The 15,554-nt window shown below is 57.2% G+C and carries 12 protein-coding genes; 7 read left to right on the forward strand and 5 right to left on the reverse strand.

What is annotated here, in order from left to right; all coding sequences use genetic code 11:
- Window positions 1-47 precede the first annotated feature (47 nt).
- From ACNA0J_RS15895 to ACNA0J_RS15920, 6 genes are read left to right on the forward strand one after another with little or no spacing between them, the layout of a single operon-like run.
- Window positions 48-3,806, forward strand: a complete 3,759-nt coding sequence (locus ACNA0J_RS15895) for a nitrate reductase subunit alpha (RefSeq protein WP_415819847.1) — start codon at window positions 48-50, stop codon at window positions 3,804-3,806.
- 16 nt (window positions 3,807-3,822) lie between these two features.
- Window positions 3,823-5,373, forward strand: a complete 1,551-nt coding sequence (narH, locus tag ACNA0J_RS15900) for a nitrate reductase subunit beta (protein WP_415819848.1) — start codon at window positions 3,823-3,825, stop codon at window positions 5,371-5,373.
- A gap of 8 nt (window positions 5,374-5,381) precedes the next feature.
- On the forward strand, window positions 5,382-6,095 hold the full coding sequence (gene narJ, locus ACNA0J_RS15905; protein WP_415819849.1) for a nitrate reductase molybdenum cofactor assembly chaperone: 714 nt from the start codon (window positions 5,382-5,384) through the stop codon (window positions 6,093-6,095).
- 10 nt (window positions 6,096-6,105) lie between these two features.
- Window positions 6,106-6,792 (forward strand): respiratory nitrate reductase subunit gamma, encoded by a 687-nt coding sequence (gene narI / locus ACNA0J_RS15910; RefSeq protein WP_415819850.1) that lies wholly within the window; start codon window positions 6,106-6,108, stop codon window positions 6,790-6,792.
- A gap of 19 nt (window positions 6,793-6,811) precedes the next feature.
- Entirely contained in the window at window positions 6,812-7,558 is a 747-nt protein-coding gene (locus ACNA0J_RS15915; RefSeq protein WP_415819851.1) for a peptidylprolyl isomerase, read from the forward strand.
- Between the two features lie 49 nt (window positions 7,559-7,607).
- Window positions 7,608-8,852 carry an MFS transporter gene (locus ACNA0J_RS15920; protein WP_415819852.1) on the forward strand — a complete coding sequence of 415 codons (1,245 nt, stop codon included), beginning with the start codon at window positions 7,608-7,610 and terminating at the stop codon, window positions 8,850-8,852.
- Between the two features lie 50 nt (window positions 8,853-8,902).
- Here the strand turns inward: ACNA0J_RS15920 and ACNA0J_RS15925 are convergent, their stop codons facing one another.
- Entirely contained in the window at window positions 8,903-9,814 is a 912-nt protein-coding gene (locus tag ACNA0J_RS15925) for a LysR substrate-binding domain-containing protein (protein ID WP_415819924.1), read from the reverse strand.
- 240 nt (window positions 9,815-10,054) lie between these two features.
- Between ACNA0J_RS15925 and ACNA0J_RS15930 the strand changes: the two genes are divergently transcribed.
- Window positions 10,055-11,005 (forward strand): ring-cleaving dioxygenase, encoded by a 951-nt coding sequence (locus ACNA0J_RS15930; protein ID WP_415819853.1) that lies wholly within the window; start codon window positions 10,055-10,057, stop codon window positions 11,003-11,005.
- 67 nt (window positions 11,006-11,072) lie between these two features.
- Here ACNA0J_RS15930 and ACNA0J_RS15935 read toward each other — a convergent pair whose 3' ends face one another.
- The 4 genes from ACNA0J_RS15935 to ACNA0J_RS15950 are packed head-to-tail and all read right to left on the reverse strand — an operon-like array spanning window position 11,073 to window position 15,533.
- Entirely contained in the window at window positions 11,073-12,113 is a 1,041-nt protein-coding gene (locus ACNA0J_RS15935) for a glutathione S-transferase family protein (protein WP_415819854.1), read from the reverse strand.
- A 5-nt stretch (window positions 12,114-12,118) separates the two neighbouring features.
- The gene (locus tag ACNA0J_RS15940; protein WP_415819855.1) at window positions 12,119-13,003 is read right to left on the reverse strand and encodes a tryptophan 2,3-dioxygenase; all 885 of its coding nucleotides are present in this window, start codon (window positions 13,001-13,003) and stop codon (window positions 12,119-12,121) included.
- Window positions 13,004-13,032: 29 nt separating this feature from the next.
- The gene (locus tag ACNA0J_RS15945) at window positions 13,033-14,385 is read right to left on the reverse strand and encodes an amidase (protein WP_415819925.1); all 1,353 of its coding nucleotides are present in this window, start codon (window positions 14,383-14,385) and stop codon (window positions 13,033-13,035) included.
- A 29-nt stretch (window positions 14,386-14,414) separates the two neighbouring features.
- Window positions 14,415-15,533: an iron-containing alcohol dehydrogenase gene (locus ACNA0J_RS15950; RefSeq protein ID WP_415819856.1), complete on the reverse strand. Its 1,119-nt coding sequence runs from the start codon at window positions 15,531-15,533 to the stop codon at window positions 14,415-14,417.
- Window positions 15,534-15,554: the final 21 nt, after the last annotated feature.

Below are 15,554 nucleotides of genomic sequence, written 5' to 3' on the forward strand. Positions count from 1 at the left end.
GCTTCTGAGCATGTTGTTGTTTCCCCAATAACGCCAGGAGCCTGACAGTGAGTTATTTCGTTGATCGCCTCAAATACTTTACGCGCGCCAAAGAGTCCTTTTCGGACGGACACGGCGCCGTTGTCCACGAAGACCGCGGCTGGGAAAAAGCCTATCGGGATCGCTGGCAGCATGACAAGATCGTGCGCTCGACGCATGGCGTGAACTGCACAGGCTCCTGTTCGTGGAAGATCTACGTCAAAGGCGGCATCGTGACGTGGGAAACCCAGCAGACGGACTATCCCCGCACCCGTGCCGACATGCCGAATCACGAGCCGCGCGGCTGTTCCCGCGGCGCGTCGTATTCCTGGTATCTGTATAGCGCGAACCGCATCAAATATCCCATGTTGCGCGGGCGCCTGGCTCGCCTGTGGCGCGAGGCCCGCAAGACCATGGCGCCCTTGGCGGCGTGGGAGCATATCTGTACGACGCCGGGCCTGGCAGACGATTACAAACGCATGCGCGGAATGGGGGGCTTTGTCCGGGCGACGTGGGACGAGGTGAACGAGTTGGTCGCGGCGGCCAACGTCTACACGATCAAGCGTTATGGTCCAGATCGCATCATCGGTTTTTCGCCTATCCCGGCGATGTCGATGGTGTCGTTTTCCGCGGGCAGCCGATATCTGTCGATGCTGGGCGGCACGATTCTGAGCTTCTACGATTGGTATTGCGATCTGCCTCCCGCCAGTCCTCAGACCTGGGGCGAGCAAACGGACGTGGCCGAATCCGCGGATTGGTATAACTCGAGCTTCATCATGATGTGGGGTTCGAATGTGCCCCAGACGCGCACACCGGATGCGCATTTCATGGTCGAAGCACGATACCGCGGCGCAAAGATCGTATCGATTTTCCCCGACTATGCCGAGGGCGCGAAATTCGGCGATGTGTGGCTGCATCCCAAACAGGGCACTGACGCTGCGCTGGCGTTGGCCATGGGACATGTGATTCTCAAAGAGTTTCACCTCGAGGGAAAGAGCGAGTATTTCCGCGAGTACTGCCGGCAGTATTCCGACATGCCGTTCCTGGTGCGGCTGGTGCGCCAGGGCACGCGCTATGTGCCTGAGCGTATGTTGCGCGCCTCGGATTTTGCCGATGGTTTGGGGCAAACCAATAATCCCGAATGGAAAACCGTGGCCTGCGACGACACGACGGGCGATCTGGTCGCGCCGAATGGGTCGATAGGCTTTCGTTGGGGACAGAAAGAAGGCGGCGATCTCGGTAAATGGAATCTGGACGCCAAGGATGCGCAGGGGAATCCCTTGCCGCTGCGCCTGTCGCTGGTGGGTAGCCATGACGACGTGGTGCCGGTGGCGTTTCCGTATTTTGGCGGGCGTCAGCACGATTATTTCCAGGGTACGGATCATCCCGAGGTGCTGGAACGCAACATGGCAGTGCGGCGAGTACAGACCGTCGAGGGCGAGGTATTGGCCGTGACGGTGTACGACCTGCTGATGGCCAATTACGGCCTGGACAGAGGTCTGGGGGACGTGAACGTCGCTACCTCGTACGACGATGATGTGCCGTATACCCCTGCGTGGCAAGAGCGCATCACTGGCGTCAAACGTGAGGACGTCATTACGGTGGCGCGGCAGTTTGCCGAGACGGCAGACAAGACGCAGGGCAAGTCGATGGTGATCCTGGGAGCCGGCCTGAATCACTGGTATCACATGGACATGGCGTATCGCGGCATCATCAATCTGGTGGTCATGTGCGGCTGTGTCGGCAAATCGGGCGGCGGGTGGTGTCATTATGTAGGCCAGGAAAAGCTGCGGCCGCAGACGGGCTGGACGACCTTGGCCTTTGGCCTGGACTGGTGTCGTCCGCCGCGTCATATGAATGGCACGTCGTTTTTCTATGCGCACACGGATCAATGGCGTTATGAAAAACTGAAGGTCTCTGAAATTCTGTCGCCATTGGCCGAATCCGACGATTTTCAGGGCGAGTTGATCGACTTCAATGTGCGCGCCGAACGCATGGGATGGCTGCCATCGGCGCCACAGTTGCAGACCAATCCGTTGCAGGTGACGCGCGATGCACAAGAGGCGGGGCAATCGCCTGCTGATTATGTCGTGCAGGCGCTGCGCGATGGACGTTTAAAGCTGTCTTGCGAGGATCCCGATCATCCCGATAACTACCCGCGCAATATGTTCTTGTGGCGATCCAATTTGCTAGGCTCGTCAGGCAAGGGGCATGAGTATTTTCTCAAGCACCTGCTCGGGACAGAGCATGGCGTTCAGGGCAAGGATCTGGGCGAGACCGGCGGTGACAAACCGCAGGAGATCGTCTGGCATGACGAGGCGCCGCGCGGCAAGCTGGATTTACTGGTCACGCTGGATTTTCGTATGTCCACGACCTGTGTGTATTCCGATGTAGTGCTGCCCACGGCCACGTGGTATGAGAAAAACGATCTCAATACCTCGGACATGCACCCGTTCATTCATCCGTTCTCCGCCGCCGTGGATCCTGTCTGGGAATCCCGTAGCGATTGGGAAATCTACAAAGGCATTGCACGCGCTTTTTCACAGATTGCGCAGACCGAGTTGCCGGCGTCGCAGGACGTGGTCTTGACGCCCATGCAGCACGATAGCCCGGCGGAATTGGGCGATCCCTTTGGCGTCAAGGACTGGAAGCAAGGCCAGGCCGAGATGATTCCGGGAAAGACGATGCCAGCGATCTCGGTCGTCGAGCGTAACTATCCCGAACTCTATAAACAATTCACGTCGCTGGGACCTCTGACGCGCAAGCTGGGTGTCGGGGGCAAGGGCATCAATTGGCCTGCTGGCGACGAATGCGATCTGCTGGCAAAGCTGAACTATGCTGTGGAGGAGGCAGGCGTCAGCCAAGGCCTGCCTCGTCTGGATACCGATATCGATGCGGTCGAGACGATCCTGACCCTGGCCCCCGAAACCAACGGTGAGGTGGCGGTCAAGGCGTGGAAGGCCCTGTCAGTGATGACCGGCCGCGATCATACGCATCTGGCCTTGCCTCGCGAGCACGAAAAAATACGCTATCGCGATTTGCAAGCGCAGCCGCGCAAGATCATTTCGTCGCCGACATGGTCTGGCGTAGAGTCGGATCATGTCAGCTACACCGCGGGCTACACCAATGTGCACGAGTTGATTCCGTGGCGCACGCTCACGGGACGCCAGCAGCTGTATCAAGACCATCTATGGATGCGTGCGTTTGGCGAGGGCTTGTGCGTCTATCGGCCGCCGGTGGATACGAAATCTCTCGAGTCCATGCTGGACGGCCGTCACGACAATGGTCATCCGCAGGTGGTGTTGAACTTCATCACGCCGCATCAGAAATGGGGAATTCATTCGACCTATACCGACAACTTGATCATGCTGACGCTGTCGCGTGGAGGACCGATCCTGTGGATGTCGGAAAAGGACGCCGCCAAGGCCGGCCTGGTCGATAACGACTGGATCGAGGCGTACAACGAAAACGGCGCGCTAGTCGCACGGGTGGTGGTGAGCCAGCGGGTGCCCGAGGGTATGACGATGATGTACCACGCCCAGGAAAAAATCGTGAACATGCCGGGCTCGGAAATCACCGGCGCACGCGGCGGCATTCACAATTCGGTGACGCGCATTGTGCTCAAGCCCACCCACATGATCGGTGGCTATGCACAACAGTCGTACGGTTTGAATTACTACGGCACCGTAGGATCGAACCGCGATGAGTTTGTGATTGTGCGCAAGATGCGCAAGATCGACTGGCTGGAAGGCAAGCGTGCCGACCGTGCCGAAACCTCTCAAGCCTGAGCACTGGAGCAGACTGATGAAAGTACGCGCGCAAATCGCCATGGTGCTGAATCTGGACAAGTGCATAGGCTGCCATACCTGTTCGGTGACGTGCAAGAACGTGTGGACCTCACGCGAAGGCATGGAATATGCCTGGTTCAACAATGTCGAGACCAAGCCCGGTATAGGCTATCCGAAAGATTGGGAAAACCAGAAACGCTGGAATGGCGGATGGAAACGCACTGCCTCGGGAAAAATCGAGCCGCGTCAGGGAGGCAAGCTGCGCCTGCTGTCGCATATTTTTGCCAACCCCAATTTGCCCGAGATCGACGACTATTACGAGCCTTTTACCTTCGACTACGATCATCTGCAGAGTGCGCCAGAGCTTCAGGCGGCACCCACGGCGCGTCCTCGGTCGTTGATCACCGGACAGCGCATGGAAAAGATCGAATGGGGACCGAACTGGGAAGAGATCCTGGGCGGTGAGTTTTCCAAACGGTCGCAGGACGTCAATTTTGAGGACGTGCAGAAGGATATTTACGGTCAGTTCGAAAATACCTTCATGATGTATTTGCCTCGCCTGTGCGAGCACTGCCTGAATCCGAGCTGTGTGGCCAGCTGTCCGTCGGGCTCGATCTACAAACGCGAAGAGGACGGCATCGTTCTGGTCGATCAGGACAAATGCCGTGGCTGGCGTATGTGTGTATCCGGCTGTCCCTATAAAAAGATCTACTACAACTGGCAAAGCGGCAAGGCCGAGAAGTGCATCTTCTGCTATCCGCGTATCGAGGCCGGCCAGCCGACGGTCTGTTCGGAAACCTGTGTGGGCCGTATACGCTATTTAGGCGTGTTGTTGTATGACGCTGACCGTATCGAACAGGCGGCTGCCACCGAAGACGAGAAAGACCTCTACGAGGCGCAGCTCAGCGTGTTCCTGGACCCCGAGGATCCCGCCGTGATTGCGCAAGCGCTGGCCGATGGCGTGCCTCAGGGCTGGCTGGATGCGGCACGTCATTCGCCGACCTACAAAATGGCAGTGCAATGGCGCATCGCGTTCCCCTTGCATCCGGAATATCGCACCTTGCCGATGGTGTGGTATGTGCCTCCGCTGTCGCCGATTCAGGCCGCGGCCAATAGCGGCCACATCGGGGCGTTCGGCGATATTCCCGATGTGAAATCGCTGCGCATTCCCTTGCGGTATTTAGCCAATATGTTGACAGCGGGCGATGAAGTGCCGGTGGCGCTTGCGCTGGAACGTCTGCTGGCGATGCGGGCCTTTATGCGGGCTCGTACCGTCGATGGCCAGGAGCGCGCGGATATTCTGCAGCAGGTGGGCTTGAGCAAGAATGAAATCGAGGAAATGTACCGCTATCTGGCGATTGCGAATTATGAAGACCGGTTCGTGATCCCCACCTCGCATCGCGAGTATGCGGAAAACACGTTTGATATGCGGGGCGGTTGCGGGTTTTCGTTCGGCAACGGCTGCTCGGATGGGGTATCCGAGGGCAGTCTGTTTGGCAGCAGACCGCGCGGCGATGCCCAGAAAATGGTGTTCATGGAAGTGCAGCGCGACAAGGTCTCGGGGTAGGGGGCGTAATGACAATCGAGCATATCCAGACGGGCGGATCATCGGCACCGCCAGTATCGGTGTACCGCGTACTGTCGGCATTGTTGACGTATCCCGATCAGGCGTTGTTGGCGGCGTTGCCCGAACTGCAGGCCAATGTGACGGCGTCGCAGCGTGAGCAGTTGGCGCCTTTGTTTGACATGTTGAGCAGTGCAGATGATTTGATCGATGTGCAGGAGCAATACGTAGCGACATTTGATCGGCGGCCCGCTCATTCGCTGCATTTGTTTGAACACATTCACGGTCAATCGCGCGATCGCGGGCAGGCGATGGTTGATTTGCGTGAAGAGTATTTGCGCCATGGGCTGGTGCTGGATACCTCGGAACTGCCTGATTATGTGCCGCTGTTCCTGGAGTTTCTCGGGCAGATTCCTGCCGAGAAGGCCTCTGCATTGCTGGGCGATGCGATTCATGTGCTGGCGCGCATTGGCGACAAACTGACGCAATACGGCAGCCCATATGCAACGGTGTTCGCCGTATTGCGCGAGCTGACCTCTGCTGTGCCGCAGCCCTTGCCAGATCCTGCGCCAGAGGACCTGGATGAGTCCATGATCACATTCGGCCCAGACGCAGATGGGTCCGAGCCCACGCTGCGGGCGCGTACGCAAACGGCACAGCCCGTGCATTTCTACGAAACGGACCCTCGGCGCGAAAGGGCTGCGTCCGGTTCCGCTTCGTCATAAGGAGACCCGCATGTCTGCCTATCTGCATCATTTCTTTTTTGCGGTGTACCCCTATATTGCGCTGGCCATCTTTTTATTCGGCAGTCTGGCGCGTTTCGAACGTGATCAATACACCTGGAAAAGCGACTCCAGCCAATTGTTGAAACGAGGCGCGTTGCGTTGGGGCAGCAACCTGTTTCACATCGGCATCCTGTCTTTGTTCTTTACGCATCTGTTCGGGCTGTTGACCCCGCCCGCGGTATATCACGCGGTGGGCTTGTCTACCGAGGCGAAGCAACTGATGGCCGTCGTGGTCGGGGCCATTCTTGGGCTGATCTGTCTGGCCGGCCTGTTGATCTTGATCTATAGACGGATGTCCGAGCCGCGCTTGAGAGCGACCTCGCGCGTTTCAGATTGGGTGACGCTCATCTGGATCCTGATCGTACTGTCGCTGGGACTGTTGTCCATCTTGACCTCGGCCGAACACAAGGATGGTTCCTTGATGTTGTTGCTGGGCGATTGGGCACAGCGGATCGTGACCTTTCGTGCCGGGGCTGCTGAGGTGATGGTGGGCGTGCCGTGGGTGTATCAGGTGCATATGGTGCTGGGCATGACATTGTTCCTGATCTTTCCGTTCACGCGTTTGGTGCATGTCTGGAGCGGCTTTGCATCAGTGGGATATCTGACCCGCGCGTGGCAGCTCGTGCGTTCGCGTTAATCGTTAATAGGGAGCAACCATGATTGTCGTGAACGGCGTTTCGATCAGCGATGCCCAGGTGCAGGCAGAATTGGCGCGTCATCAGAGTGACGCAGATCCGGTACAGCGCGCAGGCCATGAGTTGGTGCTGCGCGAGTTGCTGTTGCAGCGCGCCCGTGAATTGGGGGTGGCGCAGGACGGTGACGATGCCGCGATACAGGCAGTGTTGGCTGCCGAGGTGAAAACGCCGGTCGCGGACGAGGCCAGTTGCCGCCGCTATTACGAGCAGAATGAGGATCGCTTCATCAGCGGAGCACTGGTCGAGGTATGGCACATCCTGTTCCAACTCACGCCGCGTGTGGATCCTCAGCGCCTGCGCGCCCGCGCGGGTGAGGTGTTGCAAGAGGTGCATCGTGCACCGCCAGAGGCCTTTGCAGACTACGCGCGACAGTATTCGAACTGCCTGTCCGCCCAAGAGGGCGGCCGGCTGGGGGATATCGGCCGCGGCGAGACCTTGCCCGAGTTCGAAGAGACCGTGTTCGCCATGCCAGCACATACCTTGTTGAATCGCCTGGTGCAGACGCGCCATGGTTTTCATATCGTGCGTACCGGGCGCAAGGTCGAGGGCTCGCTCATGACTTTTGACGCCGTCCACGAGCGTATCGCCGCCTGGCTGGCGCAGGCCTCCGAGCGTCGTGCGACGCACCAGTATTTGCAGTGGTTGGTAGGGCAGGCCCGCATCGAGGGCGTAGATATCTCCGGCGCTGATTCCCCGCTGTTGCAGTGAGCCGAACTCAATTGATCGTGATGTGAACCTATCGAACAGGAATAACGCGATGAGCAACCATCCACGTGCCTATGCGGTGTTGTACAGCAGTACGTTTGCGTTCATGGTGTGCTTTGTGGTGTGGATGATGTTCGGCGTATTGGGCATCCGCATTCGCGAGGAACTGGGGCTGAATGCCTTTGAGTTTGGGTTGCTCACGTCTACCCCCGTGTTGACGGGCGCGATCTTTCGTCTACCTCTGGGCATGTGGACGGATCGCTTTGGCGGCCGCATCGTGATGACGGTGTTACTGCTGGGTTGCGCGGTCCCGGTCTATTTTGTCAGCTACGCGCAGGCCCTGTGGCAGTTTTTGGTGATTGGTTTGTTTTTGGGGCTGGTCGGGGCATCTTTCGCGGTGGGGACGCCTTATGTTTCGCGATTTTTCTCGGCCGAACGCAAGGGCTTTGCCATGGGGTTTTTCGGCGCGGGTACCGTTGGGGCTGCGGTTAATTTATTTGTGACACCGGTGTTGCTGGAGGCTTACGGATGGCGCATGGTGCCCAAGATCTACGCGGTTGCTTTGCTGGTGACTGCCGTGATGTTCTGGTTTGTGGCTGCCCCCGATCCCGGCGCCGGGAAAACGGGCGGCAAACTGCTCGAGCAGTTCAAAATTCTGAAGAATCCCAGAGTGTGGCGTTATTGCCAATATTATTCGATCACTTTTGGCGGCTTTACCGCGCTGTCGTTGTGGATCCCTCAGTATTTTCAGGCCGAATATGGGCTGACGTTGGTAGCGGCATCCGCATTGGCCGCGGGTTTTTCCCTGCCTGGTGCGGTGTTGCGCGCGGTAGGCGGTGGCCTGGCCGATCGTTTCGGCGCACACAAAATGACGTGGTGGTGCCTATGGGTCGCCTGGATGACCCTGTTTGTCCTGTCTTATCCAGATACGACGTTGACGGTCCAGACCTTGAACGGCTCCGCGTCGTTTCACCTTTATTTGCCCGTGTGGTTATTCACGTTGCTGCTCTTTGTGCTGGGCGCGATGTTTGCCTTTGGCATGGCCTCGACTTTTAAATACGTGGCCGATGATTTCCCCGAGAACATGGGCGTCGTCACCGGGATCGTGGGCCTGGCCGGCGGGTTGGGCGGTTTTCTGTTGCCGCTGATGTTCGGCGTGCTGGCTGAACTGGTGCCGATCCGCTCCAGCTGCTTCATGCTGCTGTACGGCATCGTCTGGGTGTCGTTGATTGTGATGTATATCTCGGAGGTCAAGAAAGTGCAGCTATCCGGGGATGTGGTTTCGGAGCCGAATTAACAGAGGTTCGTCCGGGGATAGTCGAGTACTAATCCGTGAACGCTCTAAAGCTAACTACGGTCGAACGCCGTGACTGTTGGCAGCACTACCGCGAGATAGTCGACGAGCGTTCGTACTGCTGGCAACAGCCCGGTGCGGTAGGGAATCAACGCTGTAATACGGGCATCTGCGGCAATCCATTCAGGTAGCACTTGGTGCAGCTCGCCCGTCTTTAGTTCGGCTTGGCAGATGTATCCTGGCAACGCGGCGATACCGATATTCGAGCGGGCCGCCTCTTTTAGAGAGATCAGGCTGTTGCTCTGGAATCTTGGCTCTACCGATAGCGTTTCCACCTGCTTTTCCGGCCCCTGCAGTGTCCATTGCTGGGCTGCTTTGCCGGAATGCGAAATGATCGAATGAGACGTCAGATCTGCGGGCTGCCGTGGTGGCGGCATACGTTGAAGATATTCAGCTCCGGCGAACAGGTACCAGGGTGTCCGCGCGAGAGGATGCTGGACGAGATTGGAGTCTTGCAATTGCCCTGTGTGTCCTCGGATCGCCAAGTCGAAACCATCGCCTACGACGTCTAGTATGCGGTCCGTTGCGGTTTCAATGATGTTGACTTTTGGGTTCTGCGATAAATACGTAGGTAGAACATGGCGCAATGCAAATTGTGCGATTTCGATGGCGACTGTCACACGAATGATGCCGCTCGGCTCTGTCAACCGTTGCCGCATGGCTTCTTCGGCCAGTTCGGCACTGCGCAGCAGCGCCATGGCGTACTGATAGAACTCCACCCCGACTTCGGTCATCTTGAACTGCCGTGACGTCCGATTGATCAGGCGTACACCCAGCATTGCCTCGAGTTCCTTGACGCGGTGACTCAATGTCGATTTCGGTAACTGCAGCGTTTCTCCGGCTGCCGTGAATCCGCCGCGGTCGACGACTTGAACAAAAAAATAGACGTCCTTGAGATCCAGCATGGCGTGAGTTTGCATTCACCATCATCACAATGGTGCCCGCAAGGAAGCTGTAAATGGACGCCGATCTTACCTCATGGAAGGTAGCTGTTCTATAAGGACAAACCTCCGGAGCGTCGTTCGATTTTGCTGAACTTTGCGTACATGCCAAGCGGCTTCACAAACGAATTCAAGTGCTTAAGCTATTGCACAAGAGCAGCCTCATGCTGTTTCTGTAATGCCTATTCAATGTGGAGAGCAAAAATGTCGATGATCAAAGGATTTCACCACCTGACTGCGGGTGTCAGGCATGCCCAGGAAGATGTGGATTTCTATGTAAAACTGCTGGGTCAAAGCTTGGTCAAGAAGACTGTGCTGCTTGACGGGGATGACCCTATCTACCATCTTTACTACGGCAATGCGAACGGCGATCCTGGAACGCTGGTGACGTCATTTCCGTTTCGCCAACGAGGCGTACAGGCACGTCCCGGTTCCGGGCAGGTACGGGTCATCAACTATTCGGTGCCGCGCGGATCGCTTGAGTTCTGGCGGAGCCGCTTCGATAGTATGAATATTCGGTACGATGCGCATATTGTCGAGCGCTTCGATGAGCGACGCCAGCGCTTCTATCATCCGTGCGGAATCGAGTTTGATCTTGTCGAGACAGATCTGGATAAACGTCCGGCTTGCGTGACTGGCGACATTTCTGAGACTTATGCGGTTCGAGGCGTGCACAGCATTACGTTGTCGTTGCGTGAAGTGGTCGAATCCGTTCGTTTCATGAGCGAGGCAATCGGATTTCGCCTTGTCGGTCAATCGGGGGCCTATTATCGCTTTGAGACGCATACCGGGGGCCCTGGTATGGTGGTAGAGTTTTTGCATGAACCTGACCGGATGCAAGGGTCGTCAGTCTATGGTGAAGGCACTGTGCACCATGTGGCTTTTGCCGTGGACAATGTCGATCAGCAGATGGAGCTCAAGGAAAAGTTCATGGGTCTGGGCTACATCGACACGTCGGAGTCAGTGAACCGAAATTACTTCCGGTCAATGTATTTCAAGATGCCCGGTGGCGTTATCTTTGAAGCGGCCACCACGGATATCGGCTTTGCCATCGACGAGCGTCCTGGTCATTTTGGCCAAGAGTTCCAACTGCCCCCCTGGCTTGCCGATCGCAAGGATGAATTGTTGGCGCGCCTTGAGCCCATCTCTGTTTGATCTGCTCAGGCTGACCTGATTGCTTGAAATCCCCCCTCTCAATATGAAAGGGGGGGATGTCTTTAATTTATAAATGTTCGGCGCGTTTTATCAACGTGTCCAAATAGGCAGAGTAGGGCAACGAATCGATCGTGGCCTGTATCGCCTCCTGGCGCAGCGATGCACGTTGAATCAATGTATCGACATACAGGCTCACCGCGGGCAGCTCCTCCCACATCGACGCGAGCCCCAGATAGGCGAGCCGGGTCAGGTTCACTCCCCACATCACGTCACCCAAGGTAAAGGAATTACCGACTACCCAAGGGGATATACCCGATGTCAATGTTCGATTCAGTTGCCGGAGCAGCCCTGCAACTTGTTCGCGTATCGCGCGCTGGAAGCCCGCATCGTGGCAAACTGACTTTCCGCCTCTTTCCTTGATGATTTTCGCACGATAGGCGGAAACGAGTTCCATATCGGTGGCATTGGCGGCAATCATTGATTCGAGTGCCATCATCTTGTAGTCGTATACCGTCTGCATCATGGTCCGAAGTGCTTCGGGACGACGGTCTGCATCTGGGTGAAATCCGTAGAGCAACCCACCGTTTGGAATTCGATCGACAATGGTTGCCTGATGCATCACGGCAGCGCGGGTTTTCTCTGCTTCTGGTACCAGGCGGACCGGCGTGGCCGATATCTCATCGAGGTAGCAGCAAATGCGCATCGAATCCGCGATCACGCGGCCCGCTTCATAATCGACCAGCAACGGCACCACACAGGGGTCGAAGCCCTCTGTTTCCACGGAGGTACGCCCGCTATAGCTATTGACGAACGGTTTGTCTATCTCCCGGCCGGCCATCAATCGGAGCCGGACATAGGGTGGATGATAGTGCTCTGCTGGTACGAAGATATCATCGCTCATTGAACTCAGAATCATCATCTCGTTCGAGCGATAGGACAGTTGTTTCTCGGCCAATACGGTTCGTACTTTCTGTGAACACAAAGAGCTTGCCGCGTGAAACAGCTCGAAGCGAGGATTGGCGTCATTGCCGATGACGATACTGCGTGCAGGATCGGCCATGAGAGTGCGAGCCTGAATCGCCAGCGCCAGAAGTTGATGAGTAGCCATACCGTTTATCTCCCTTGTTGTCTGGACAGGTGCGGGCATATTGCAGGCGGCTCTCCCACGGTACTGCGCACGGTCCAGAGCTCGGGGAAAGGCAGCTCTTGCAGCGTGGGGAGCAACCAGGATATGCCCTCAGTGCCGAAGTAGGCAGCGCGGTGGCCGAATGTACGGCGAGTGGCCATTAGATGAAGGTGCTTCCAGGTCGAGAAGCCTTCTGCTATGTCGGCCAGCGTCTCGCCCAATCGCCGAAGGTCGTGGTATTTGTCTGGGTCGGCATAGATTTCGCGCCAGGCATTTTCAACTTCCGGACGAGGTGTGTAGGGGGCGCGGTGATCGTGCTCGTTCGTCCGCGGTATCGGCAGTCCCGCACGGTGCAAGAACGCCAGGACGTCGTCGTAGAGGCTGGGTTCAGCAAGCGTATCGTCCAACTGTTTCCAGCGTGCAGGTTGGGAAGCGAAGTGCTGCAAATGTTCAGGCTGCTTGATGCCCAGCAAATAGACCATTTGCCGATAGGTCCATCCTTGCAAGGCGGTATCCTGGCCGTATTTGGAGACGGCATGTGAAAGAATGGAGAGTAGATCGGCCGGCGTCATCCAGGCGATGGATTTCCATGTTGCATTGAGTGGCTCATGGTGAGCAACTACCCGTTCCAGGGTGTTGCAGGCCCGGGTAATATCATCGTTTCTCAGCTGTGTCTGAGCAGTGCGGATTTCCTTGATGATGAGCATCCAGTAAAGCTCCGAGACTTGTACCGATGTGATCCATGCATGTTCTCCCGGATGGTTGCTGACAGGATTTTGCAACGTATGCAGCACGTCCGTCTGTATCCATGCGCTGTAGGGGGTCTGTCCCGTCGGCGTGATACCGACGGAAAGTTTCAACGGTTGGTTCATGTTGGTCTCCTCGTTATTGAGCGTGTTCATTAGTTTTCTATGGTGCCGTCGCCGCACACGATCGCTTCGATCTGCTGGGCAATGTGCAACAGCGCACCGTCATCTCCGGGCCTGGCAACGATCTGTAGCGATGCCGGCAGGCCTTTGTCCATGGCGGGTATAGGAATTGAAATCGCGGGAAATCCCGCGATGTTGAAGGGGGCGGTATAGGTCATCAACGCCTCTCGCACCGTACCGGACCAATTACCGATGTCGATGCTGGCGGTATTCAGCGCAGGTGCGGTGCACGGGCAGGTGGGCAAAATGAGGTACTCGACCGAATGCATGGCGTCATGAAGGCTGGCGATGAATCTTCCCCTGGCCCGTTGGGCGCAGACATACGCACGCATGTCCATGTCTCTCGCCCGCTCGAGTCTGTTGACTGTTTCCGCACGGTAGCTCGTGACGATGCGGTCCCAGCTATTGCGCCTGAAATGTTCAATGCCGCCCTCAATCAGTACGATGCTCGAAAAGGCGGCGAATATCCCGTCAAACAGACCTGCCGAATCCAACTCTACGCAGGAAAACTTCCGCGCGAGCCGCCGCACTGCGGCATCAAAGGGTAGGGCGACATCGGCGGCCGGCGACACGGGAGCGATCTCGCGCACCACGCCCAATCGTGCCGATGACGGCGCATGACTCTCGGGAGTTTGGCAATTCAGTACATTGCCCAAATACAGCACGTCGTCGACCTGCCGTCCCAGCAAGCCGACATGGTCGCATGTGGGCGACAAGGGAAAGACGCCTCGCGTGGAAAGCCTGCCGAGTGTGGGCTTGAAACCGACCAGACCGCATAAAGCGGCAGGAATCCGTACGGACCCGCCGGTGTCAGAGCCTACGCCGGCAGTGACAGCACCATACGCGATGGCGGCGGCGGCGCCACCGCTAGAACCACCTGGTATTCGTGTCGGATCGAGTGGGTTGCGTGTGTCTCCAAAAGGTTCGCTAGCCGTCGTCACGCCCCATGCGAATTCATGCGTGGTGGTTTTGCCGATGATGATCGCGCCACAATCGAGCAGCGAGCGGACGATATCCGCATCGGCGGCAGGACGATGGCCAAGGTATGCCAGCGAGCCATAGCATGTGTCCATATCCTTTGTGTCGATCAGATCTTTGATCGTGATGGGCAATCCTTCGAGAGGCCGTGCCGTTCCGTTGTCGTAGCGTCGATCACTCTCTGAAGCCGCGGTCAGTGAGCTATCCCAGTCGATATTGGCAAAGGCGTTGACAGCACGTTGGCTTGCCTCTGCTGCTCTGAGCGTTTGTTCTGTCAGCGCAGTCGCCGTGATTTCTCGTCCTGCGAGGGCCCGGTGAATATGCCGCAGACTGGCAACCTTCCCCATGATGGGCGACGATGATTCGATGCAGTAGCTCACCACAGAGTCTCCAGCAACGTTGCGAGTTTTCGTCGAGCGTTGTCGCCCAAGTCGCTCACTTCGACGGGGTAGTGTTGCGCCAGCATTTCTTCGATATCTGGCCGCAGGTCGCGAGATATGCCGAGCAAGCCTAGGCGATTGGGCAATTCCAGTGCGTCAACGAGATTTGCAATCCGTTCGGCGAGCAGTGCGGCCGGCGGGATACCCTGCGGGTGTGGAAAAAAGATGTCCAGTTTGTCACCATAGATGCCGGCACAGGCTCGGATAGCGGGCGCCAGTGTGATGCATGACGTCATGCTGTGTGGCAGCCCGAACGTGCCGCCGAGGATATGCCCTATGCGATGGCTGAGACCATAAATGACTGAGGCAGGATAAAAATAGCATTGCCAGGCAGCGAGCTGAAGTTGGAGTAAATCGTCGATGTCAATTAGGCCGCGCTCGAGCGCTGCGCGGGTTTCGAGTTGTTTGGGCCATTTCTCCAGCACATTGAAGAAGCGCTCCACCCCTCGGGCAGCAAGTATTGCGTGAGGATGATCGCGGCCAACAAGGCGCATGCCTTCCACTGCATGATCGATTCCTTTGATGGCGGAGCTCAGCAACAGCGAGCGCGGCGTATTGACGATAAGCTGCGGGTCGATGGCGACGAGCTTGGGGGTGGTTTCGCGAACTGCATAGCTGCGTTTGAATTTGCGCGGCCCGTCAGTTTCTGTCACACCAAAGTAGTGAGAGAACTCAGAGCCTGACAGCGTAGTCGGAAAGGCGGCAATCGGCAGGTAGCGTCCCGTTTGGCGGTAGTGCAGGTCCGACACCGCTTTTGCAGCATCGAGTACAGATCCGCCACCGAGCGCGACGATAGACTCTGCACGTGCGTACAGACAGGCTTGCAGAGCCTCATGCACAGCGAAGTCCGGTACGTGCGGTGGGAGCGCACTGAATATTCCCACGCTATCCGCGATATGAGGCTGCAGATATTCGCTGTACAACGCTTTGAGGAACTCGACTGTAAACGTGATGGGGCGTTTGATGCCGTAGCTGCCGAGCGACACGGCAACTTGCCCTGCGATATCCCGTCCCCAGACGATATGTTCCTGAGGTAAGCATTTCAATTGTTCCATCCGTCCGTCTCCGAAAGTGTG

This window comes from Bordetella tumbae (assembly GCF_965139195.1).
Classification (GTDB): domain Bacteria; phylum Pseudomonadota; class Gammaproteobacteria; order Burkholderiales; family Burkholderiaceae_B; genus Bordetella_A; species Bordetella_A tumbae.

Bases quoted from the DNA above. Each gene is read 5' to 3' on its own strand.
- narH (WP_415819848.1), top strand. From the start codon at position 3,823: ATGAAAGTACGCGCGCAAATCGCCATGGTGCTGAATCTGGACAAGTGC.
- narJ (WP_415819849.1), top strand. From the start codon at position 5,382: ATGACAATCGAGCATATCCAGACGGGCGGATCATCGGCACCGCCAGTA.
- narI (WP_415819850.1), top strand. From the start codon at position 6,106: ATGTCTGCCTATCTGCATCATTTCTTTTTTGCGGTGTACCCCTATATT.
- ACNA0J_RS15915 (WP_415819851.1), top strand. From the start codon at position 6,812: ATGATTGTCGTGAACGGCGTTTCGATCAGCGATGCCCAGGTGCAGGCA.
- ACNA0J_RS15920 (WP_415819852.1), top strand. From the start codon at position 7,608: ATGAGCAACCATCCACGTGCCTATGCGGTGTTGTACAGCAGTACGTTT.
- ACNA0J_RS15925 (WP_415819924.1), bottom strand. From the start codon at position 9,814: ATGCTGGATCTCAAGGACGTCTATTTTTTTGTTCAAGTCGTCGACCGC.
- ACNA0J_RS15930 (WP_415819853.1), top strand. From the start codon at position 10,055: ATGTCGATGATCAAAGGATTTCACCACCTGACTGCGGGTGTCAGGCAT.
- ACNA0J_RS15935 (WP_415819854.1), bottom strand. From the start codon at position 12,113: ATGGCTACTCATCAACTTCTGGCGCTGGCGATTCAGGCTCGCACTCTC.
- ACNA0J_RS15940 (WP_415819855.1), bottom strand. From the start codon at position 13,003: ATGAACCAACCGTTGAAACTTTCCGTCGGTATCACGCCGACGGGACAG.
- ACNA0J_RS15945 (WP_415819925.1), bottom strand. From the start codon at position 14,385: ATGGGGAAGGTTGCCAGTCTGCGGCATATTCACCGGGCCCTCGCAGGA.
- ACNA0J_RS15950 (WP_415819856.1), bottom strand. From the start codon at position 15,533: ATGGAACAATTGAAATGCTTACCTCAGGAACATATCGTCTGGGGACGG.